The 20,224-nt window shown below is 40.3% G+C and carries 20 protein-coding genes and 2 pseudogenes; 21 read left to right on the forward strand and 1 reads right to left on the reverse strand.

Annotated elements, in window-relative coordinates:
- The first annotated feature begins 87 nt into the window (after positions 1-87).
- The 10 genes and pseudogenes from Q0K96_RS11980 to Q0K96_RS12025 all read left to right on the forward strand — a co-directional run bounded on the left by Q0K96_RS11980 (position 88) and on the right by Q0K96_RS12025 (position 10,929).
- Entirely contained in the window at positions 88-426 is a 339-nt protein-coding gene (locus Q0K96_RS11980; protein ID WP_297334229.1) for a helix-turn-helix domain-containing protein, read from the forward strand.
- Positions 427-733: 307 nt separating this feature from the next.
- Positions 734-2,086: pseudogene (locus tag Q0K96_RS11985) on the forward strand (sigma-54 dependent transcriptional regulator).
- A gap of 163 nt (positions 2,087-2,249) precedes the next feature.
- Complete coding sequence (locus Q0K96_RS11990) at positions 2,250-2,588, forward strand: hypothetical protein (protein WP_297334230.1); 339 nt, start codon at positions 2,250-2,252, stop codon at positions 2,586-2,588.
- A gap of 2 nt (positions 2,589-2,590) precedes the next feature.
- A complete protein-coding gene (locus Q0K96_RS11995) occupies positions 2,591-2,668 on the forward strand; it encodes a potassium-transporting ATPase subunit F (protein ID WP_223052314.1) in 78 nt (25 codons plus the stop codon).
- A gap of 3 nt (positions 2,669-2,671) precedes the next feature.
- The gene (kdpA, locus tag Q0K96_RS12000; protein WP_297334231.1) at positions 2,672-4,375 is read left to right on the forward strand and encodes a potassium-transporting ATPase subunit KdpA; all 1,704 of its coding nucleotides are present in this window, start codon (positions 2,672-2,674) and stop codon (positions 4,373-4,375) included.
- A 12-nt stretch (positions 4,376-4,387) separates the two neighbouring features.
- Positions 4,388-6,414 (forward strand): annotated as a pseudogene (kdpB, locus tag Q0K96_RS12005) (potassium-transporting ATPase subunit KdpB).
- Positions 6,415-6,427: 13 nt separating this feature from the next.
- Entirely contained in the window at positions 6,428-6,985 is a 558-nt protein-coding gene (locus tag Q0K96_RS12010; RefSeq protein ID WP_297334232.1) for a K(+)-transporting ATPase subunit C, read from the forward strand.
- A complete protein-coding gene (locus Q0K96_RS12015) occupies positions 6,985-8,088 on the forward strand; it encodes a porin (RefSeq protein ID WP_297334233.1) in 1,104 nt (367 codons plus the stop codon). The genes Q0K96_RS12010 and Q0K96_RS12015 overlap by 1 nt, the downstream gene beginning before the upstream one ends.
- Entirely contained in the window at positions 8,088-9,209 is a 1,122-nt protein-coding gene (locus Q0K96_RS12020) for a sensor protein KdpD (RefSeq protein ID WP_297334234.1), read from the forward strand. Before Q0K96_RS12015 ends, Q0K96_RS12020 begins: the two co-directional genes overlap by 1 nt.
- Positions 9,210-9,213: 4 nt before the next feature.
- Positions 9,214-10,929 (forward strand): ATP-binding protein, encoded by a 1,716-nt coding sequence (locus Q0K96_RS12025; RefSeq protein WP_297334235.1) that lies wholly within the window; start codon positions 9,214-9,216, stop codon positions 10,927-10,929.
- Positions 10,930-11,013: 84 nt separating this feature from the next.
- Here Q0K96_RS12025 and Q0K96_RS12030 read toward each other — a convergent pair whose 3' ends face one another.
- Complete coding sequence (locus tag Q0K96_RS12030; protein ID WP_297334236.1) at positions 11,014-11,814, reverse strand: SDR family oxidoreductase; 801 nt, start codon at positions 11,812-11,814, stop codon at positions 11,014-11,016.
- Between the two features lie 172 nt (positions 11,815-11,986).
- Between Q0K96_RS12030 and Q0K96_RS12035 the strand changes: the two genes are divergently transcribed.
- From Q0K96_RS12035 to Q0K96_RS12085, 11 genes are all read left to right on the forward strand, one after another.
- On the forward strand, positions 11,987-12,547 hold the full coding sequence (locus Q0K96_RS12035) for a YeeE/YedE thiosulfate transporter family protein (RefSeq protein ID WP_297334237.1): 561 nt from the start codon (positions 11,987-11,989) through the stop codon (positions 12,545-12,547).
- Positions 12,548-12,553: 6 nt separating this feature from the next.
- Positions 12,554-12,967 carry a DUF6691 family protein gene (locus tag Q0K96_RS12040; RefSeq protein ID WP_297334238.1) on the forward strand — a complete coding sequence of 138 codons (414 nt, stop codon included), beginning with the start codon at positions 12,554-12,556 and terminating at the stop codon, positions 12,965-12,967.
- Positions 12,968-12,998: 31 nt separating this feature from the next.
- Entirely contained in the window at positions 12,999-13,631 is a 633-nt protein-coding gene (locus tag Q0K96_RS12045) for a Crp/Fnr family transcriptional regulator (protein ID WP_297334239.1), read from the forward strand.
- Positions 13,632-13,707: 76 nt separating this feature from the next.
- The gene (locus Q0K96_RS12050; protein ID WP_297334240.1) at positions 13,708-14,502 is read left to right on the forward strand and encodes a sulfite exporter TauE/SafE family protein; all 795 of its coding nucleotides are present in this window, start codon (positions 13,708-13,710) and stop codon (positions 14,500-14,502) included.
- A gap of 101 nt (positions 14,503-14,603) precedes the next feature.
- A complete protein-coding gene (locus Q0K96_RS12055; RefSeq protein ID WP_297334241.1) occupies positions 14,604-15,038 on the forward strand; it encodes a thioredoxin family protein in 435 nt (144 codons plus the stop codon).
- 5 nt (positions 15,039-15,043) lie between these two features.
- A complete protein-coding gene (locus Q0K96_RS12060; protein WP_297334242.1) occupies positions 15,044-15,967 on the forward strand; it encodes an FAD:protein FMN transferase in 924 nt (307 codons plus the stop codon).
- Between the two features lie 7 nt (positions 15,968-15,974).
- Positions 15,975-16,184, forward strand: a complete 210-nt coding sequence (locus Q0K96_RS12065) for a DUF4266 domain-containing protein (protein WP_297334243.1) — start codon at positions 15,975-15,977, stop codon at positions 16,182-16,184.
- Between the two features lie 21 nt (positions 16,185-16,205).
- Complete coding sequence (locus tag Q0K96_RS12070) at positions 16,206-17,396, forward strand: DUF3570 domain-containing protein (RefSeq protein WP_297334244.1); 1,191 nt, start codon at positions 16,206-16,208, stop codon at positions 17,394-17,396.
- A 27-nt stretch (positions 17,397-17,423) separates the two neighbouring features.
- Positions 17,424-18,086, forward strand: a complete 663-nt coding sequence (locus tag Q0K96_RS12075; RefSeq protein ID WP_297334245.1) for a response regulator transcription factor — start codon at positions 17,424-17,426, stop codon at positions 18,084-18,086.
- A gap of 1 nt (position 18,087) precedes the next feature.
- Positions 18,088-19,470 (forward strand): HAMP domain-containing sensor histidine kinase, encoded by a 1,383-nt coding sequence (locus tag Q0K96_RS12080; protein WP_297334246.1) that lies wholly within the window; start codon positions 18,088-18,090, stop codon positions 19,468-19,470.
- 56 nt (positions 19,471-19,526) lie between these two features.
- Positions 19,527-20,165: a YdeI/OmpD-associated family protein gene (locus tag Q0K96_RS12085; protein WP_297334247.1), complete on the forward strand. Its 639-nt coding sequence runs from the start codon at positions 19,527-19,529 to the stop codon at positions 20,163-20,165.
- The last annotated feature ends 59 nt before the right edge of the window (positions 20,166-20,224 follow it).

Genomic DNA, 20,224 nt, shown 5'->3' on the forward strand with positions numbered 1-20,224 from the left:
TTTTAATACTTATATTTTAAAACACAAGTAGTTTTATTTTTAATACATAGTATATTAAAAACTACTAATATTGATAATGAATGTTTTATGAAAGAAAAAAAATTTATTTTTGATGAAGAAAATTGTCCGGTAACTGCTGCCATGAAGGTTATAGGAGGTAAATGGAAACCAATATTAATTAACGCAGTTTATCAGACATCACCTGCAAGATTTGGGGAATTAAAACGTTCAGTGACCGGTATTACTCAGTCTATGTTAACAGCTCAACTCAGGGAATTAGAGGAAGATGGTATCATTAATAGAAAGGTTTATGCTGAGGTGCCTCCAAAAGTTGAATATACTATTACAGAGTTTGGTATGACTTTACAGCCCGTTCTCCAATCATTAGGTAATTGGGGGCAAACTTATATGTTGCAAAAGAAATAACTGCCTGCTAATCTTATATCAATATTTAAGAACACGAATTATAATATTATTACTGTGCAGTTAACTACTAATTGAACTTAAAAAGATTCAAGAATTCATATATTTGTAGAAATAATAAGCTTCAAAGTTCCCATTAATCTCTGATATCCAAACAAATGATTTGTTTGTGACGTTTATCGATATTTCTATAATTATTGTACCCTTATTATACCGTATCATTTTGAAATACAACACGATAACTGATTGCCAATTTCTGTATCCTACATTTGCATAAGTAATAAAATAAAATTTAAGCAGAAGCAACCCCGTGAACAAAATCCTTATTATAGACGACGAAGAAAAGCTTAGAAACCTGATGGCGCGTATTATAAGCCTTGAAGGTTTTGAAGTGGTGCAGGCTGATAACTGTAATTCGGGGTTAAAGAAAGCGGAACAACAGGACTTCGATATTATACTGTGCGATGTTAAGTTACCCGATGGAAACGGTGTTGAACTGACAGTAGTTTTAAAGGAAAAACACCCCGCAACAGAAATTATACTCCTTACAGCCTATGGCAACATACCTGATGGTGTTCAGGCTATTAAAAACGGCGCTTTTGATTATCTTGTAAAAGGTGATGATAATAACAAGATCATTCCTTTAATCCATAAAGCGATAGAAAAAGGCAGGCTAACTAAGCGGATTTTAAATCTTGAAAGCCGCGTAGATGCTAAATATTCTTTCAGTGCTGTTATTGGTGAATCTAAAAAAATGCAGGAGGCTGTAAATCTTGCAAAGAAGGTAGCTTCTGTAGATACTACTGTGCTGCTTACAGGTGAAACCGGCACGGGTAAAGAAGTATTTGCCAATGCCATACACCAGTCAAGTAACAGGAAAGATAAAAGCTTTGTAGCCATAAACTGTTCGGCCTTTAGCCATGACCTGTTAGAAAGTGAAATGTTCGGGCACAAAGCCGGAGCCTTTACAGGAGCATTAAAAGACAAAAAGGGACTTTTTGAAGAAGCTGATAAAGGCACGATCTTTCTTGATGAAATTGGTGAAATGCCAATAGACCTGCAGGCAAAGCTGCTTAGGGTTATATAAAACGGTGAATTTATAAAAGTTGGCGAAAGCAAAGTTACCAAAGTAGATGTACGTATCATTGCTGCCACAAACCGTAACCTGTTAAAGGAAATTGAGACAGGCCATTTTAGGGAAGACCTGTACTACAGGCTCTCGATATTTGCTATTAACCTGCCACCTTTGCGGGAGCGCATCTCTGATATTGAGTTGTTAGCATATAGCTTCCTTAAAACCTTCAGCCTTAAAACCAATAAAAAAATAACAGGAATATCTAAAGAGTTCATGCAACTGCTAAAACTGCATAACTGGCCGGGCAACATACGCGAGCTTAAAAATGTACTGGAACGAAGTGTAATACTCGAAAATAGTTCACAGCTAACACCTGATAGCCTGCCGTATGAAATGCAGCAGCTTTCTCCTAAAACAGAAACAGGAGCATCTAAAACATTATCTGCCTTTTCACTTGCTGCCGCAGAAAAGCTGCACATCCGGAAAGTATTAAATTATACTAATGGCAATAAAACAGAAACTGCAAGGCTGCTCAATATTGCTCTTACCACATTATATCGTAAGATAGAAGAATACAATATCGGTTAAAATACTATCTTTTTAAAAGCCCCTACCCTATCAAAATGATAGGGTATTTTTATTTCTATCAGCACCAAATAAACCTAAACACCAGTAAATAAAAAGGTTATGTAGGTTTACTTTTTTGGGTACATGTTTTGGGATTACATGATTGAAATTTAAAAATCCTGTAATGGAAACCAAGATTAAAAAAACAATTACCGAATGGCTGCCTGAAGCGTTACAAAATTCAGATACCAATGGCGCCAATGATTACCAGATACTGCATGCAGTATCTGACTATTGCCTGTCATTGCTTGATAATGCAGCCAACACTGATAAAGTTACCGAAGCATTCAAAGTAATAAACATGCTTTATCAGGAAGAACATGCTTATACAAGGCATTGTATCGAAAATGAATTCATCTGCAATTTTATTGAGAACTCTCCTGCGCTTCGGCTTAAGGATTACCTAAACCTGATGCCACAGTCCCTTAAAGAAGCATTTATAAAAACCCTAATAGAATTATAATCATGACAGCACTTTTTATCCTCTCTCTCGCAGTATTTGGCTACATCGCCTATGTACTCATTAAACCTGAAAAATTTTAAACTATGAACAGCGAAATTTTAGGCATAATAGTCACTTATGGGCTGGTACTTTTACTGGCTATCCCGCTGGGCAGGTATATTGGTAAAGTCTTTAATTATGAAAATACATGGCTCGATAAAATATTCAACCCTATAGACCGGCTTTTCTTTACAATCGGGGGTATTAATCCTGATAAAGAGATGACATGGAAACAGCACCTTGGCGCGCTGCTTACCATTAACCTTGTGTGGTTCATCCTGTCGATGCTCGTGCTTACCAATATGGCATGGCTACCTTTAAACCCCGACCTGAACCCTTCTATGAGTTTAGATCTTGCCTTTAATACCTCGGTAAGTTTTGTTACTAATACTAACCTGCAGCATTATTCAGGTGAAACTGCACTTTCCTACTTAGGGCAACTTACACTGATGCTGTGGCAATTTATAAGCGCGGCAACAGGTATAGCTATTTGTGCGGTGGTTTACAAAGCTATGAAAGAGAAAACTGCTGATACCCTTGGCAACTTTTACAGCTACTTTGTGCGTTCAGTCACAAGGATATTGCTGCCTCTTGCATTTGTTGTAGCAACAATACTTTCATTTAACGGCACACCTATGACGTTTGAAGGTAAAGATACAATAACCACAATAGAGGGTAAAGAGCAAAGTATAAGCCGCGGACCTGTGGCAGCTTTCGTGGCAATTAAGCAACTGGGTACAAACGGTGGTGGCTTTTACGGGCCAAACTCATCCAACCCGATGGAAAACCCCAATTACCTAACCAATATAGTAGAAACGGCAAGTATTTTCCTGATTCCGATAGCGTTGGTTTTTGCTTTGGGATACGTACTTAAACGCAGAAAAATGGCCTGGACAATTTATGGCGTAATGACATTAGGGTTCCTGTTGTTGCTTACTCCTTCTGTAATAAGTGAAATGAATGGCAACCCTGCAATAGATAATATGGGTATTGCACAGCAAATGGGCAGTATGGAGGGTAAAGAAGTACGCTTTGGCGCAGCAGCATCGGCTAACTGGGCTACTTATACTACCTGTACCAGTAATGGTTCGGTTAATGCAATGCACGATAGCATGACGCCCGTAACGGGAGCGACTACATTGCTCGGTATGATGGTTAACTGCTTTTATGGCGGTGTAGGTGTCGGTTTTTTAAACTTTTACATTTTCATAATACTGGCAGTATTTATAAGCGGGCTTATGGTGGGACGTACTCCTGAATTTTTAGGCAAAAAGATTGAGGCACGCGAAATGAAAATTGCTATGATGGTAGCGCTCCTGCACCCGCTGCTTATTTTGACTGGTACTGCCATTGCCAGTTATCTGTATGCCAACAATCCCGAAGAATATGCCGCATGGCTTGCTAACCCGGGGTACCACGGCTTTAGCGAAATGCTGTATGAATTTACCTCATCATCTGCCAATAACGGCAGCGGGTTTGAAGGCCTGGGCGACAACACACCATTCTGGAACTACGCGTGCGGTGTTGTAATGCTTTTAGCCCGCTACCTGCCTATCATAGGGCCGGTTGCCATAGCCGGGATACTTGCAGCTAAAAAGTATGTGCCGGAAAGTTCAGGAACGCTAAAAACAGATAACGCAACTTTTGGGTTCATGGTGTTTACTATCATATTTATAGTGGCTGCCCTGTCATTTTTCCCTGCACTAACCCTTGGGCCGGTTGCAGAGTATTTCTCAATGTTAAACTAATTTATCTTAGAAATGAAATCTCAAAACACATCATTGTTTCAGGGCGATTTGGTAAAGCAAGCCTTAAAGCAATCATTTATAAAGCTAAACCCTGCCACACTCATTAAAAACCCGGTTATGTTTACGGTAGAAATAGGCACGGCGGTAATGTTGTGTGTATGCCTTTGGATTTTAACCGGAGAGCAGTCTCAGGGAGGCTTTGCCTATAACTTTACAGTGTTCATCATACTATTCTTAACCTTGTTATTTGCCAACTTTGCCGAGGCAATAGCCGAAGCAAGGGGAAAATCTCAAGCAGACAGCCTGAGGAAAACAAGGGAAGAAACACCTGCAAAAAAGATAGAAGCCAGTAGCACTGAATATACTGTAGTACCCTCTTCTACATTACGTAAGGGAGATTTATTTGTATGCGAGGCAGGCGATATTATACCCGCCGACGGTGAAATTACCGAAGGGCTTGCCACTATAGATGAAAGCGCCATTACCGGCGAAAGCGCTCCGGTAATACGCGAAGCGGGTGGCGATAAAAGCTCGGTTACAGGAGGTACAAAAGTGCTATCGGATAGAATAGTAGTGCAAGTTACCACACAACCAGGCGAAAGTTTCCTCGATAAAATGATTGCGTTGGTTGAAGGTGCATCGCGACAAAAAACACCCAACGAAATTGCACTTACCATTCTCTTAGCAGGATTTACACTGGTATTCATTATTGTGTGTGTAACGCTTAAACCCTTTGCAGATTATGCCAATATAACCATTACCATAGCTTCATTTATATCATTGTTTATATGCCTTATCCCTACCACAATTGGGGGATTACTTTCTGCGATAGGTATTGCGGGTATGGACAGGGCTTTGCGTGCCAATGTAATAACAAAATCCGGGAAAGCAGTTGAGACCGCAGGCGATATTGATGTACTGCTTTTGGATAAAACAGGTACCATTACCATTGGTAACAGAAAAGCTACCCACTTTCATACTGCAAACGGGGTTGACAAAAAACATTTTGTAAAAGCGGCTGTTTTAAGCTCCCTGGCAGATGAAACACCCGAAGGAAAATCAATCATTGAGTTATCAGGAACAGATCCTCACTCAGTTAAGATTCATAACCCAAGGTTTATAAAATTTACGGCTGAAACCAGAAGTTCGGGTATTGATTTTGGCAGTACCCGCATAAGGAAAGGCGCTTATGATGCCATTAAAAACCTTGTAGAGAAAGCAGGCAATTTATTCCCGGAGCATATCACAGAAATTGTACACAAAATATCGGCGAATGGCGGTACACCGCTTGTAGTTTGCGAAAACGAAAAAGTATTAGGCGTTATAGAGCTTCAGGACATCATTAAAACCGGGATAAAAGAACGCTTTGAACGCTTAAGAAAAATGGGCGTTAAACCGTAATGGTTACAGGTGATAACCCACTAACCGCAAAATATATAGCCGAAAAAGCAGGTGTAGATGATTTTATTGCCGAGGCCAGGCCCGAAGATAAAATGAACTATATTAAAAACGAGCAGCAACAGGGCAAGCTGGTTGCCATGATGGGCGACGGTACTAACGATGCCCCTGCTCTTGCCCAGGCAGATGTAGGAGTAGCTATGAACAGCGGTACGCAGGCAGCAAAAGAGGCAGGCAACATGGTTGACCTTGATAACGACCCTACCAAGCTTATTGAAATTGTAGAAATTGGCAAGCAGCTTTTAATGACAAGGGGAACGCTAACCACCTTTAGTATTGCTAATGATGTAGCCAAGTATTTTGCCATTATTCCTGCATTATTTATTACTGCCATACCTGCGTTACAGGGGCTAAATATTATGAACCTGCACAGCCCGGAAACGGCTATCCTTTCAGCGGTTATCTTTAATGCCATTATTATACCATTGCTCATTCCTTTGGCTTTAAAGGGTGTAGCTTACAAACCTATAGGTGCTTCGGCATTGCTAAGGCGTAACCTGTTCATATATGGTATAGGCGGTATCATAGTACCTTTTATTGGTATAAAACTGATAGACCTGCTCGTAGCATTATTCATTTAAAAATTCTATTCAGATGAAAACAAATATCATCCCTGCCATAAGGCTCACATTATTCTGCGCAGTTTTCTTCTGCGGATTTTATACACTCAGTGTCCTCGGTATTGCACAGCTTGCACCCAACAGCGGCAAAGGCGAAACAATAACCGAAAACGGAAAAACCTATCATGTAAATGTGGCACAGGCTTTTACTGAAGATAAGTATTTCTGGCCCCGTCCTTCAGCAGTAGACTATAATGGTGCTAGCTCCGGGGGCAGTAATAAATGTACTTCTAACCCTGATTACCTTGCAGAAGTAGAAGCGCGTATTGATACCTTCCTGCTAAGAAACCCGGGCGTGTCGCGCAAAGATGTTCCTGCCGAACTGGTTACCGCTTCTGGTAGCGGGCTTGACCCTCACATCAGCGTGGCTTCGGCACTGGTGCAGGTTAAGCGTGTTGCAAAAGCACGTAACCTGCCAGAAGATAAGGTTTCGGCACTTATAGCCGCTAACACCGAAAAGCCGCTTTTGGGGCTTTTAGGAACAGAGAAAGTAAATGTATTAAAACTTAACTTAGCATTAAATAAACTATAATGAACACAAAACTAAAAATAACAGCTTTACTATTAGTAGTAAGTTTCGGGGCTTTTGCGCAGGAAGATTCTCTTAAAATGCTTCCGTTACAAATAAACCCTGACCTTAAAATAAGCGGGTATATAGAAACCTACTATGCTTATGATTTAAATGAACCTGAAAGTAATACGCGCCCGTCATTCTTTTACTCGCACAACCGCCATAATGAAGTTGCCCTTAACCTGGGTTTTATAAAAGCGGCTTATGATAATGGTATAGTAAGGAGCAACCTGGCACTAATGGCAGGTACTTATGCCAATGCTAATCTTGCTGCCGAAGAAGGTGTGCTTAAAAATGTATTTGAAGCCAATGCCGGTGTTAAGCTTGCCAAAGATGCTAACCTGTGGGTAGATGCGGGCATCTTTGCATCTCATATCGGTTTTGAAAGCGCTATTGGTAAAGACTGCTGGACATTAACCCGTAGCATACTTGCTGATAATTCACCTTATTATGAGGCAGGGACTAAACTATCTTATACATCACCTTCCGGCGAATGGTTTGTAAGCGGGCTCATACTAAACGGGTGGCAGCGCATACAAAGGTCTGAAGGTAATAAAACGATAGCTTTCGGGCACCAGCTAACTTACAGGCCAAACGCTAAAGTTACGCTTAACACTAGTTCGTTTGTAGGTAACGATAAGCCGGAAGCAGATAAGCGCATGCGATATTTTCATAATTTTTACGGCCAGTTTCAGCTAACCGATAAATTCGGGCTGATAGCAGGCTTTGATATTGGCGCAGAACAGAAAGCGAAAGGAAGCGAAAGCTACAATGCATGGTATTCTCCCGTACTTATAGCACAATACCGACTGTCTGATAAAATGGCTATTGGCATCCGTGGGGAGTATTACAGCGATGAAAACGGTGTTATTGTAGCTACGGGTACTGAGAACGGATTTAAGACCTTTGGCTATTCTGCCAACTTCGACTATAATATTTACAGTAATGTGGTTTGGCGTGTTGAGGCAAGGAGCTTAAACAGCAAAGACGACATTTTTATTGATGGTGAAAATGCTACCGCAACCAATACATTTGTTACCACCGCACTTGCAATTTCGTTTTAATGACTGAAAAAGATATAAATGCAAAACGTTTTCTTGACCTGATCCAAAAATCAAGGAAAGGCAAGTTTAAAGTCTACATCGGCATGAGTGCCGGTGTAGGCAAAACATTTCGTATGTTGCAGGAAGCCCATACACTGCTCCGCAATGGTATAGATGTTAAAATAGGCTTTATAGAAACCCACAACCGAAAAGAAACACATGAGCTTCTGGAGGGGTTGCCTGTAATACCCAAACGCTTTTTATTTTATAAAGGAAAACAGCTTGAGGAGATGGATGTACAGGCCATAATTAACCTGCGCCCGGAGGTGGTTATTGTAGATGAGCTGGCACATACCAACATTGAAGGAAGCAAAAACGATAAGCGCTGGCAGGATGTAATGGATATACTGGATGCAGGTATAAATGTGATAAGCGCGGTAAACATTCAGCATATAGAAAGCCTTAATGATGATATAAAAGAAATTACGGGCATTGAGGTTAAAGAGCGTATTCCTGACAGTGTGCTTAAAGCTGCCGATGAGGTGGTTAATATTGATTTAACGGCCGATGAACTGATTACCCGTCTTAAGGAAGGAAAAATATATACTACTGATAAAATCCAGTCGGCATTGGGTAATTTTTTTAAAGCGGAGCATATTTTACAATTAAGGGAACTTGCTCTTAAAGAAGTAGCAAGCCAGGTAGAGCGCAAGGTAGAAACCGAAGTTACCGGCAGCAATCTCCGGCAGGAGCGTTTTATGGCATGCATAAGCAGCAATCACCAAACGGCAAAAACAGTAATTCGCAAAACAGCAAGGCTGGCTAACTACTACCACAGCAAATGGTACTTGTTGTATGTGGAAACTCCTAAAGAAAGCGGAGATAAAATTGCGCTTGATAAGCAACGCCACCTGATAAATAACTTCAGGATGGCTACTGAACTGGGTGCAGAGATAATCCGCATTAAAAGTAATAATATTGCCACTGCAATTACAGAGCAGGCAGAGGCACGGAAAATAACCACTATATGCATAGGCAAGCCCCATATCACGCTGTTTAAAGTAATTTTGTCAACCAACATATTTAAGTCGTTGTTAAATAAGCTAACTTCGAGCAATATTGACCTTATTATACTTTCATAATTATATGAAGATCAAAACCAAATTAACCATTGCGGTAGGCATACTCTTCTTTTTTATTGCATTGCTTTCTGCATTGGCAATACGACAGGTGCACCTGCTTTCTGACGATACCAAAAACATACTCGAAGCCAATTATATATCGCTCGATTATACGCGCAACATGCACAAGCTGCTTGATGGTGCTGTTATGAATACTCAGGATATAGCCGAATTTGAAAAGCTGCTGGAAAAGCAAAGGACCAATATTACTGAAATTGGCGAAGAAGAACTGACACAAGACCTTGCCAACCATTTTAACAAGCTTAAACAAGAGCCCGGAAATTCACAGCTTATATCTAATATAAGGAAAGATCTAAATGACATCATGAAACTGAACATGGATGCCATACTCCGCAAGAGCAATACCGCAGGCAATACTGCCGATAATTCTATATTATGGATATCGGTTACAAGTGCGTTTTGCTTTATAATGGGTTTCACATTATTGATTAACCTGCCGGGCTATATAGCAAACCCCATAAAAAACCTTACTGAAAGCATTAAGCAGATTGCAGCTAAAAATTACTCGCAGCACCTATATTTTAAAGGACATGATGAGTTTGCATCACTTGCAAGATCATTTAATACTATGGCCGAGAAGCTCCAGGAATACAGTAATAGTAACCTTGACAGGCTTATGATGGAGAAAAAGCGGGTAGAAACGCTTATCAATAACCTGTCCGACCCTGTTATCGGCTTAGACGAACATCACAAAATACTTTTTATTAATGAACAGGCGCTAAGGGTATCAGGGCTGAAAAAAGAGGATGTTATTGGCAAACAGGCAGAACAGGTTGCCGTAACCAACGACCTGATGCGCTCGCTCCTCCAAAAAATGGTGCTTCATGCAAAAGATCCTGCCTTAAAAATTTATGCCGATAACAAAGAAAGTTATTTTGAAAAGCAGCTCGTACCCATAAGTATTGTACCTACCGGTGAAGAAATAAAGAAGCAGATTGGCTCTTTTATAATATTAAGAAACATTACCGCTTATAAAGAACTTGACGCCGCTAAAACCAATTTTATCGCTACGGTATCCCATGAATTTAAAACACCGATAGCATCAATGAAAATGAGCCTGCAACTGCTTGGCAACGAACAGACAGGAAGCCTGAACGAAGAACAGAAAAACCTTGTAGAAAGCATAAAAGAGGATACTGACAGGCTTTTACGGACTACCGGAGAACTACTTAATATATCTCAGGTAGAAACGGGTATAACAAAGGTTAAGGCAGAAGCTGTTGACATGAACAGTGTTATACATGATGCAGTTGAAAATAACAGAAAACTGGCAGAGCAGAAAGCAATAGCCGTAAATTTTGAAAGCCGGGAAAACCTCCCTGCTGTTTCGGCAGACAGGGAAAAGGCTACATGGGTAATCTCAAATCTTATTTCTAACGCCATACGCTATTCGTATGATAACACGGTTATAAAGATTGCTGTAGATATAAGAGAGAATATGATTAAAATTTCTGTGAAAGATAACGGCATAGGTATAGACCCGAAATACCTGCCGCGCATTTTTGATAAATACTTCAGGGTGCCGGGTACAGAGAAAGAAGGAACCGGCCTTGGGCTTGCCATAAGTAAGGAATTTATAGAAGCTATGGGGGGTAGAATTGATGTACAAAGTGAATTGGGTGAAGGCAGTGAGTTTACTGTAACTTTACCCGTCAGGTAAATAAAAAACTTACCACCTGTAAGCGGTAAGTTTTTATATTGTTTATTATCCTAAATCATACTGCTTCTCAAACACGGTTACTAACTACGATTTATCTTCGGCAGGTTTTTGCTGTTTGTCCATCATGGCTGCAACCGCAGTATCAGGTATTACATTACCTACACCAATCATTGCTTTATTCTTAAAGCCGGAAATAACTTTATCTTTACCTGACATCAGCGCTTCATAGCCGTCTTTAGCCACATCGGCAGGATCAGATAACGATGATTTATCCTGTACAATAGCACTCTCTTCCATATCAGCCTTATTGAAGAAATCAGTATCTGTTGCTCCCGGCAAAAGCGCAGTAACTGTAATACCAGTATCTTTTAACTCATGTCGTATCCCTTCGGAGAAAGAATATACAAATGCTTTTGTGCCATGATAAACCGATTGCCATGGCCCCGGCACCTTGCTTGCTATTGAGGCAAGATTTAAAATTTTACCTTCATTGCGCACAAGCATCTGTTTTACAAAATGCTTCGTCAGGATAATTGTGGAGGCTATATTTAAATCTACGATATCAAGTTCGCGCTCAATATCAGTGCCTTTAAACAAGCCATAAACCCCCTGCCCTGCGTTGTTGACAAGTATATCAACCTTTACATTCTTTGCCTGTACCTCTTTGCACAAAGCAAAGGCTTCTTCCCTTTTGAATAAATCTTTTGCAATAGTAACCACCTCAACACCCTGCTGCCTGAATTCAGCAGCTTTAGATTCAAGCTCATCTGCATGTCTTGCAACAATTATAAGGTTGTAACCATCTGCTGCAAAAAGTTTTGTAAGTTCATAACCTATTCCTTCCGTTGCCCCGGTTATAAGAGCATAATTCTTGTTTTCTGACATAGTAAATAGTTTATTTGATTTGATATTCAAGTTAGCCGCTAATATGTGAAATCACTCTTCATTTTATCATAATTATATGATAATTAACAGCATAGGATTACCCGAGGTTTGTAACAAAAGATACTGACTGTAAAACTTGTGTAGCTTTATTTTGCATCTAAAACCTATACAAATGAAATGGATTTATGAACCCTGGCCATGGTATGTGTCCGGGCCTTTAATAGCTGCTGTAATGGCTGCTCTGCTATTTGCAGGTAAAAACTTTGGTATGTCTTCTAACCTGCGTACGCTTTGTTCGGCTTTTGGGGCGGGAAAGCATTGTGACTTTTTTTGTTTTGACTGGCGCGGGCAGCGTTGGAATTTATGGGTTATTGCCGGGGCAATAGCAGGAGGGTTTATTGCTATGCATTTTCTGTCAGATAATCCTGTACCGCAAATTAATCCGGAAGTTGTTGCAGCGCTAAAGCAAAGAGGCTTTACCAGCGCAGGGAGCAGCTACCTTCCTGTCGAATTATTCGGCAATACCGCTTTTACTTCTGTAAAAACAATTATACTATTACTTACCGGTGGTTTTTTTATAGGGTTTGGAGCCCGCTATGCAGGCGGCTGTACTTCAGGCCATGCCATATCAGGACTCAGCAACCTGCAACTGCCTTCTCTCATAGCGGTTGCCGGATTTTTTATTGGCGGGTTACTTATGGTACACCTGCTGTTCCCAATAATCTTTAATTAAAACAAAATGAGAAACTTACTTTTCCTGCTTATAGGTACCTTTTTTGGTATCGTTATGTTTAAATCGGAAGCCGCTTCTTGGTTCCGTATTTATGAGATGTTCCAATTCAGGTCGTTCCATATGTTTGGCATTATTGGTTCTGCATTAGTATTGGGAATAATCTTGGTACGGGTAATAAAAAACAGACAGCTAATGCACATTGGCGGTAGCAGGATAGAATTTATCCCGAAAGAAAAAGGATTTTACCGCTATATGTTAGGGGGTATACTATTCGGGTTAGGCTGGGCGCTTGCAGGAGCCTGCCCCGGGCCAATGTTCACACTGCTGGGTGCGGGTTTTATGCCTGTTATAATTGTTATTGCAGGAGCTGTAGCCGGCACATGGGCCTACGGAATGCTAAAAAATAAACTGCCCCATTAATTTGTATATTTACCCGCAGCTACAGACTTTTATGAAAGAACTACTTACAGATGCCTACAGCGAAATTTTTGAACCTGCACTGATAGACGAAATTTCGGCTGTGGCAAACATAACCGATTTTGAGGAAGGTGACCGCCTTATAGAAATAGGGCAATACATACGGCAGATGCCTTTACTGATAACCGGAGCCATAAAAATACTTCGTGAAGATAAAGCGGAAGGCGAACTCCTGTTGTACTTTCTTGAAAAAGGCGATACCTGTGCCATGACACTGGCCTGCTGCATGGGCCAAACCAAAAGTGAAATACGTGCCATAGCCGAAACACAAGGCTCTTTGGCAATGATACCCATAGGCAAAATGGAAGAATGGCTTGGGAGGTATAAAAGCTGGCGTAATTTTGTTTTTACAAGCTACAACAAAAGGCTTAGCGAAATGCTCTCTGCAATAGACAACCTCGCCTTTATGAAGATGGACGAAAGGCTGCTGAACTTCCTGAAAGAAAAGGCAAAAGTCAATAAGTCTGCTGTAATTGTAAATACCCACCAGGAAATAGCTTATGAACTTAATACATCCCGCGTTGTAATTTCGAGACTGCTTAAAGCGCTTGAAAATGAAAAGCTTATTAAATTAAACCGCAATAATATAGAACTGCTTAAACAATAGTGCTACTGTAACTTTTGTTACTTCTCACAACTCAAGGCAATAGTAATTTAGCCGATATGAAACTAAGATAAACTACATGGATTTTTTACACGTATCAGGCTATATACTTGCGCTTTTGGTTGGCATATCTTTAGGGTTGGTGGGCAGTGGCGGCTCTATACTTACCGTACCCATACTGGTATATATACTGGGTTTTGATGCCGTTACCGCAACAGGCTATTCTTTATTTGTAGTGGGCGGCACAGCATTGGTAGGCGGCATACGCAATGCCTTTCATAAAAATGTAGATTTTACAATTGTAATGCTATTCGGGCTGCCTTCTCTAATTACAGCCTACCTGATTCGGGCATTTGCAATACCCGCCTTACCCGATGTAATAGCAACTATAGCCGGATTTACAATTACAAAAGCGTTATTACTGATGCTGGTTTTTGCAGTTATTATGCTTGCAGCGGCTTTAAAAATGATACGTTCTGTTCCCGCATATACAGATAATGCCATATTTTCCAGAAGTAAATTAATAATCAGCGGCATCAGTACGGGGTTGCTTGCAGGTGCTGTGGGCGCAGGAGGCGGTTTTCTAATTATACCCGCTTTAGTATTTTTGGCGGGCATGCCCATGAAAAAAGCCGTAGGCACATCCTTATTCATTATTGCCATACAGTCATTGGCAGGGTTTGCAGGTGAAGCTATTGGTAAAAGTATCGACTGGCAATTTCTTATTCCTTTCACGGCAGTAGCTATAGCCGGAATATTTATTGGTATAACTGCTTCAAAAAAAATTGAAGGTGCCAAACTTAAAACAGGCTTTGGCTATTTTGTACTTCTTATGGGGGTTTATATTATTATAAAAGAGCTTTTCATTCACTAACGTAAGCTGTGCCGTTTGCTTCTTTAGCAAATCTTAAGTAAGAATTTACAACACTGATTGTCATAGTGCGTTAATTTGATATAAGTAAAATCATAAACAACATGAAAGCACTAATCATTCTTTTTGTTGCGCTTTTGCCTTTACAGTGGGGTACAGATTTTGAAGCTGCCAAAAAAACCGCTAAAGAAAAACACCGTATTATATTGCTCAATTTTTCGGGGTCTGACTGGTGTGCGCAGTGCATACAAACAAAAAAGGAATACTTTGGCAACGATGTTTTTATAAGCATGGCAAATGATAACCTTGTGCTGGTAAACGCTGATTTTCCGCGCAGAAAAAAAAATCAGCTTTCAGAGGCGCAAACAAAGCAAAATGAGGCGTTGGCCGAGAGATATAATAAAGAAGGAAACTTTCCGTACACATTGCTGCTTGATGCTGACGGTAAAGTTTTAAAATCCTGGAAAGGTAAGCCTGAAAAAAGTGTTGAAAGCTGGGTTGCCGAAGTAAAATCTGTTTGCGAATCTTATAAAAGATAGTTGTTATGCAAGACTATTCGCAGTCTTTAAAGTTAATGGGCAATAACTTTACCATTACAGTTGTGGCAGCATCTGAAACTGAAGGTAAAGAACACATAAATACAGCCATTAATGAAATAAGGAGGATAGAAGCACTGCTCACAACTTATAAAGATACCAGCCAGACAAACCTGATAAACCAGAATGCGGGCATTAAGCCGGTTAAAGTTGACGGCGAAGTATACGAACTTATTGAGCGAAGTATTGCCATATCTAAAATTACACAGGGAGCATTTGATATTACCTACGGCGGCATAGACAAGAGCCTTTGGAACTTTGACCGTAACATGTCGCGACTGCCCTCTAAAGAAGATGCGCTTAAAGCCGTACACCTGATTAACTACAAAAACGTAATACTCAATCCTGAAGATTGCAGTGTGTTTCTTAAAGAAAAAGGTATGCGCATAGGGTTTGGCGGTATTGGCAAAGGCTATGGGGCAGAAATGGCAAAGAGGCTCTTGGTTAAAAACAATGTAGAAAGCGGCATTATAAATGCGAGCGGAGACCTTACCGCGTGGGGGTTACAACCATCAGGAAATCCGTGGCGCATTGGCATATCCAATCCTGACAGGCCGGAAGAGGTTTTTTCCTACCTCAACATATCAGGTAAGGCAGTTGCCACATCGGGTAATTATGAAAAATATGTAGTTATAGGCGGTAAAAAGTATTCGCATACTATAGACCCAAAAACAGGCCTGCCGGTAACAGGAATAAAAAGTGTCTCGGTAATAAGCGATAATGCAGAGTTTGCCGATGCTATGGCTACGCCTATTGCGGTAATGGGTATAAACGCAGGCTTATATCTTGTAAACCAGATACCCGCACTGCACTGCATTATTATTGATGATAACAATAAAATTTACACTTCAAACGAAATTAACCTAAAATAACTGCAATATGAAACAATTATTAATACTGGCTGCGGTATGCGGCATGGCATCCTCTTGCTCTGAAGTTAAGGAATACCAGAAAAACAAAATTAATGATGCGGAGATGGCTTTATCTAACCGCAAGATAGAGAAAACTGAACTGAGCTTTCAGTCATACCGTGAAGGCTCATCGGGTGCAAATGCAGGAAAAAGCGGTGGTGGCTGCGGCTGTAATTAATTGTAATACTCTTTAAAAGAAATGAAACGCATTTTTATAACGGGGCTGGCCTTATTAGGTTTCTTAAGGGCCTACTCTCAATCAGAAAAAACAGCCGATAGTACGGGCTATAAATCTAAAAAACTGAAGATAGAAGAGATAAACCTTGTTTCCAGCTATTATGGCCAGAATGGTAACAATGCCGCTGTAACAGGCGGACGGGGCTCTGAAGAGCTTACAGATATATCTAACGCTATAGATATAAACCTTGTAAAATATGGAGAGAACGGCATTAAGCACAGTTTTAATGCTGAAATTGGAGTAGATCATTATTCTTCCGCATCATCAGACCGTATCGACCTGCAGGCGAATTCATCAGCATCTTCGGCAGATATAAGGGTTTATCCATCTCTCAATTATATAAGAGAGAATGAAGAAAAAGGGAATGCTTTTGGTATAGGCATCTCCTCCTCTACCGAATACGATTACCAGTCTTTCGGGGGTACTATCAGTTATGCTCAAAAAACTAAAGACCGGAACGGCGAGTTTACAGCAAAATTTCAGGCATATCTTGACCAGGTAAAAATGATAGCGCCTATAGAGCTTCGAAACGACCCAAATACTAAAAGTTCAGGTAACAGTTCGCGCAATACTTTTTTAGGCTCTGTGAGCTACTCACAGGTTATAAATACTAACTTTCAAGTATTGTTCCAGGCAGATGTAGTTGCGCAACAGGGATATCTGGCACTGCCGTTCCACAGGGTTTATTTTTCAGATGGAAGCGTGCATCAGGAAAAGCTGCCGGAGAGCAGGCTGAAAATTCCGCTTGCTGTGCGCGGCAGTTATTTTTTAGGAGATAATGTTATTATAAGGGGTTATTACCGTTTTTATACAGATGACTGGGGTATTACATCGCACACTGCAAATATTGAAGTGCCCGTTAAGATTTCTCCTTTCTTTTCTGTAAGCCCTTTTTACAGGTATTATACCCAAACCGCCACAAAATATTTTGACGGTTATCAAATGCATAATGCATTAAATGAATTTTATACCAGTAATTATGACCTTTCGAGCTTTAACAGTAGCTTTGTGGGGTTAGGCTTCCATATAGCGCCTGTTAACGGGTTGTTTGGTGTAGAACGCCTTACTATGTTAGAAATTAGGTATGGCCATTATACAAGAAGCACTAATTTAGATTCTGACATTATCAGCATCAATATTAAATTTAAATAAGGTGTTACAGCCTTTTGCAGATAGCATATGAAAATCCTGATTATAGAGGATGAATACGGTATTACCAACTTCCTGCAGCAGGGATTGCAGGAAGAAGGTTATACTGTTGTAACTGCCGATGATGGCCACAACGGACTGCTCATGGCAACACAGGAAAAACCTGACCTTATTTTGCTTGACTGGATGCTGCCCGGAATAAGCGGCATTGATATTTGCAGGCAAATAAGGCAAAGTGGTGCCGGCATGCCGATACTGTTTTTAACTGCTAAAGATACCGTTCAGGAAACTATAGAGGGGCTGCGTGCAGGTGCGAACGATTATATCAAAAAACCTTTCAGCTTTGATGAGTTACTGGAGCGTATAAAAGTCCAGTTGCGCAATGCAACGGCTACAGAAGAGTTAAAACTGGGGCATCTTATAGTAAACCCGGTTGCCCATAAGGTTATTAGAGACGGAAGCGAAATATATCTTACCCAACGTGAGTTTGAGCTGCTGCACTATCTTGTTAAAAACCGTGGCAGGGTATGTACCCGGAAAGATATTATTAATGATGTATGGGACATACACTTTGATTATGATACCAGCGTTATAGATGTGTTTATGAATACAATCCGTAAAAAGCTGGGCTTAACAAAAGATGACGAGCTTATAAAAACAATTCGGGGTGTGGGGTATATAATAGAAAATTAACATGAACCGTGTCTCCTTTAAAAACCGCATTGCACTATACTTCAGCATCAGTACTGCATTACTGGTGTTTATTGTTTTTGTTGTAATATATATAACGGTAAGAACAGGTGTTTATAATGATCTTGATAATGATCTTGAGACAGAGGCTGATAACCTGCTGCTGGAAATTACAATAAATACCAACGGATTTACCATTGCCGAGGAAGAGTGGCAGGAAAAAGAACATAACACACTCGATATAAACCCAATATTCATTCAGTTTGCCGATATGGCAGGCCACTCATTTGTAACATCGCCAAACCTTAAAAAAGCAAGCCTTAAGTTTGAGGAACAAAACGATAAAAGTGAACTTTATTTTAACAGCAGCCTAAACGGAGCGGCAATAAGGCAGTACCAAATGCCTGTATTATATAATAATAAAAAAGTTGGTTATATAATTGTTGCCACACCTATGGAAGATGCTGTACAGTTATTAAAGAACCTGAGAAACATTCTCTTATTTACATATCCGGTTATTTTGCTGGTGCTTTTCTCTGTAGCACGATTGCTGGCAGGCCGAAGCCTGCGCCCTGTAAAAGATATTATTGACACAGCGGGCAAAATATCGCGTGAAAACTTAGGCAGCCGCATTATACTGCCTGATAATAAAGATGAGCTTTATACCCTGTCTGAAACTATAAATGCATTGCTGGACAGGATTGAAAAAGCTGTTGTGCGTGAAAAGCAGTTTACATCTGATGCCTCTCACGAACTGCGTACGCCTCTCGCGGTAGTTAAAGGTACACTTGAGGTGTTGATTCGCAAACCAAGGAGCCGTGAAGAATATGAAGAAAAAATAGGCTTTTGTATTACAGAAGTAAACCGCATTAACGCCATTGTAGACCAGCTCCTGTTGCTGGCAAGGTTTGAGAGCCAGAAACAGCTCGTAAAAAAAGTACCGGTAAACATTAATCCGCTTATATATGATACCGCAGCGAGGCATTCGGCTGATATAAAACAAAAAGCGCTTTTAGTAGCATATGCAATTCATGACGATATTTACATTGAAACCGATGAATACCTGTTTTCTACTATATTAGATAACCTGATAGGAAATGCTATTAAGTATTCGCAAGATAATACAACCATAAAAATTACCGCAGCGCAATTGGCGGGTACAACAGAAATTATTATAGAAGACAACGGTACAGGGATACCTGAAAAAGATTTTGAGAAAATATTCAACCCTTTCTACCGCTCTAAATCAGAGGCAAATAAAGAGGTTAAAGGTACAGGGATTGGGCTTTCTATCGTAAAAAGGCTATGTGAAATATTACAGATAGAAATAGAAATTACCAGCCGGGAGGGTGTTGGTACAAGAGTAAGCCTCCATTATGCATCATAATTCGCTACCAAAATAATTTTTATATTTAGTACTGGTAAATAACAAACTATGAGGCTATGGCAACTAAAAAAGCTGTTGATAAAAATGAAGGCCGCCGCGATGGTGAACAACTGAAAGATGGTGTAAAAGTCTTTTATGCCCCTACCCGTGAAGCATGGCGCAAATGGCTACAGACAAATCATGAAAAAGAAAAATCAGTATGGCTTAATATCTATAAAAAAGAAAGCGGCACACCCAGCATTTATTACCCTGAGGCTGTAGATGAAGCATTGTGTTTTGGCTGGATAGACAGCAAAGCCAATAAAAAAGATGATGACAGTTACTATCAGTCTTTTGCTAAACGAAATCCCAAAAGCAACTGGAGCAGGATTAATAAGGAAAAAATAGAAAAGCTCTCTGCTGAAGGACGCATGGCGGAAGCAGGTTTAAAAATGGTTGAGATTGCCAAAGAAAACGGAACCTGGAACGCCCTTGATGATGTTGAGAACCTTGTTGTGCCAACCGATATGCAGGTATTACTGGATAAGAATAAAGCGGCATTAAAAAACTGGGAAAGCTTTCCGAAATCTGTGAAGCGCGGAATTCTTGAATGGATATTAAATGCCAAAAAACCTGAAACCCGCCAAAAAAGAATTGAGGAAACTGTATCTATGGCAGCCGAAAACAAGCGGGCTAACCAGTACAGGCAGCCATAAAAAAGCAGCCCGAACAATCAGGCTGCCTTGGCTAAAAAACCGGAACTATATTATTGTGC

The organism is Flavobacterium sp. (genome assembly GCF_024305175.1).
GTDB lineage: Bacteria > Bacteroidota > Bacteroidia > Flavobacteriales > Flavobacteriaceae > Flavobacterium.

Coding starts and splice junctions, on each gene's coding strand:
- Q0K96_RS12065 (WP_297334243.1), top strand. CDS start 15,975: ATGAAACAATTATTAATACTGGCTGCGGTATGCGGCATGGCATCCTCT.
- Q0K96_RS12050 (WP_297334240.1), top strand. CDS start 13,708: ATGGATTTTTTACACGTATCAGGCTATATACTTGCGCTTTTGGTTGGC.
- Q0K96_RS12025 (WP_297334235.1), top strand. CDS start 9,214: ATGAAGATCAAAACCAAATTAACCATTGCGGTAGGCATACTCTTCTTT.
- Q0K96_RS11995 (WP_223052314.1), top strand. CDS start 2,591: ATGACAGCACTTTTTATCCTCTCTCTCGCAGTATTTGGCTACATCGCC.
- Q0K96_RS12055 (WP_297334241.1), top strand. CDS start 14,604: ATGAAAGCACTAATCATTCTTTTTGTTGCGCTTTTGCCTTTACAGTGG.
- Q0K96_RS12015 (WP_297334233.1), top strand. CDS start 6,985: ATGAACACAAAACTAAAAATAACAGCTTTACTATTAGTAGTAAGTTTC.
- kdpA (WP_297334231.1), top strand. CDS start 2,672: ATGAACAGCGAAATTTTAGGCATAATAGTCACTTATGGGCTGGTACTT.
- Q0K96_RS12060 (WP_297334242.1), top strand. CDS start 15,044: ATGCAAGACTATTCGCAGTCTTTAAAGTTAATGGGCAATAACTTTACC.
- Q0K96_RS12035 (WP_297334237.1), top strand. CDS start 11,987: ATGAAATGGATTTATGAACCCTGGCCATGGTATGTGTCCGGGCCTTTA.
- Q0K96_RS12085 (WP_297334247.1), top strand. CDS start 19,527: ATGGCAACTAAAAAAGCTGTTGATAAAAATGAAGGCCGCCGCGATGGT.
- Q0K96_RS12040 (WP_297334238.1), top strand. CDS start 12,554: ATGAGAAACTTACTTTTCCTGCTTATAGGTACCTTTTTTGGTATCGTT.
- Q0K96_RS12030 (WP_297334236.1), bottom strand. CDS start 11,814: ATGTCAGAAAACAAGAATTATGCTCTTATAACCGGGGCAACGGAAGGA.
- Q0K96_RS12010 (WP_297334232.1), top strand. CDS start 6,428: ATGAAAACAAATATCATCCCTGCCATAAGGCTCACATTATTCTGCGCA.
- Q0K96_RS11990 (WP_297334230.1), top strand. CDS start 2,250: ATGGAAACCAAGATTAAAAAAACAATTACCGAATGGCTGCCTGAAGCG.
- Q0K96_RS12075 (WP_297334245.1), top strand. CDS start 17,424: ATGAAAATCCTGATTATAGAGGATGAATACGGTATTACCAACTTCCTG.
- Q0K96_RS11980 (WP_297334229.1), top strand. CDS start 88: ATGAAAGAAAAAAAATTTATTTTTGATGAAGAAAATTGTCCGGTAACT.
- Q0K96_RS12045 (WP_297334239.1), top strand. CDS start 12,999: ATGAAAGAACTACTTACAGATGCCTACAGCGAAATTTTTGAACCTGCA.
- Q0K96_RS12020 (WP_297334234.1), top strand. CDS start 8,088: ATGACTGAAAAAGATATAAATGCAAAACGTTTTCTTGACCTGATCCAA.
- Q0K96_RS12070 (WP_297334244.1), top strand. CDS start 16,206: ATGAAACGCATTTTTATAACGGGGCTGGCCTTATTAGGTTTCTTAAGG.
- Q0K96_RS12080 (WP_297334246.1), top strand. CDS start 18,088: ATGAACCGTGTCTCCTTTAAAAACCGCATTGCACTATACTTCAGCATC.